Below are 1,255 nucleotides of genomic sequence, written 5' to 3'. Positions count from 1 at the left end.
TGCATGCACTGCGCGACGCGAATAGGGCCCTTGTACACATCGTCTCAGCAATTCCTCGAGGTGCTCTAATGTGTAATCAGGCTTGAGTGCACCAATTAGGCGAATTCCTGAGTTGGCAGCGATATTGACGGCAGTCTGAACGATTCGTGTCTCGCACAAACTGTTAATAATCACAAACCCTTTGAAGCGATTTCTTGCAAGGTGCTGAAGAATCTCTTGCCCGCTTATATCCGGCAGCATGAGATCCAAGAACAAGACAGATTGATCATTTGCACTCGACAGGTGCTTTAGGCCATCTTCGCCCATCTCAAACGAGCGAATCTGCTCAATGCCAAGTGTGCTAAGCATCGTTTGTAGAATTGCCGATTTTGCTGGCGTATCTTCGATAATCGTCGCGGATACTGCGTTAAATTGGCTCAAAGTCCTTCCCCATTGGGATGCGTTGTGTTCATTGACGCGAGCAGAGTCTATGAAGCGGGTAAGACATCAAAGGGCTGACTTTCGTTACTTTTCATTTTTCACGAGAGTGACATTGATCAGCATATTCCTAAACTTAACAAAACGATTGTTCATTATTTGAACTTGGTATTGTTGTCTTGCCGGCTTCTATGCTTAAATAAGTGTAACGAATTGTAAGTTATAGTAACAAAGCGTTTCTTTCAACTTTTGCAACGAATTTAAGCTTTAGACGCTGTTATGTTCAAAAGTCGATGCGAACGCATTCGTAGTTTAAGAAAGAAGAAAAACGAAAGAAGAGAAGATATTCATTAAAGGGATGGTGGCAGTATGAATGTATTAACCAAAAGTGTGCTGGCGTTCGGCGCTAGCGTGTTGATCGCTGGGCAGGTTTCAGCGTATAGCTTTACTCAAGACCCGAACTGCACGGTGGCGGTAACGTCTCCAATGTATGCTGAATGTAGCGGCTCGTATGAACTTGGTAACGGAGAAAATGACGTTACCAATGGTGACGCGACGGACATCGTTAGCCATTTGTTAAACGAGGGCTTAGATAACAGCGGTGTTGGTGTTTTTGGCGAAGCGGACTGGACGTTTGCGGCGAAGCAAGATGTGAATGGCGCGAACGATTACTTCAGTATTTATGACATTGATAACACGTCTGGCAGTCTTAATTTGCTATTCGGCACGCTGAATTTAACCTCTGATTACGAGGTCGTGTTGAGTTTCAAGGCGGCGAAGAGTTTCAGCTTATATCGTTGGGACGCGCCGTTAGGAAATATCGATGCGATCAACTGGC

2 protein-coding genes are annotated in these 1,255 nt (G+C 44.9%); one reads left to right on the top strand and one right to left on the bottom strand.

Translation table 11 applies throughout. The annotated features are described in order from the left end of the window. The coding region (locus A3750_RS15170) for a response regulator (protein WP_156498619.1) at positions 1–420 on the bottom strand (420 nt) is incomplete at its 3' end. Positions 421–786: 366 nt separating this feature from the next. On the opposite strand from A3750_RS15170, the gene A3750_RS15165 reads away from it, so the two are divergent. Then, a partial coding sequence (locus tag A3750_RS15165; RefSeq protein ID WP_156498618.1) for a hypothetical protein occupies positions 787–1,255 on the top strand: 469 nt, incomplete at its 3' end.

The organism is Oleiphilus sp. HI0079, from assembly GCF_001635105.1.
The sequence above is the reverse complement of the archived record's forward strand: the minus strand, read 5'-3'. Positions and strand labels throughout refer to the sequence as shown.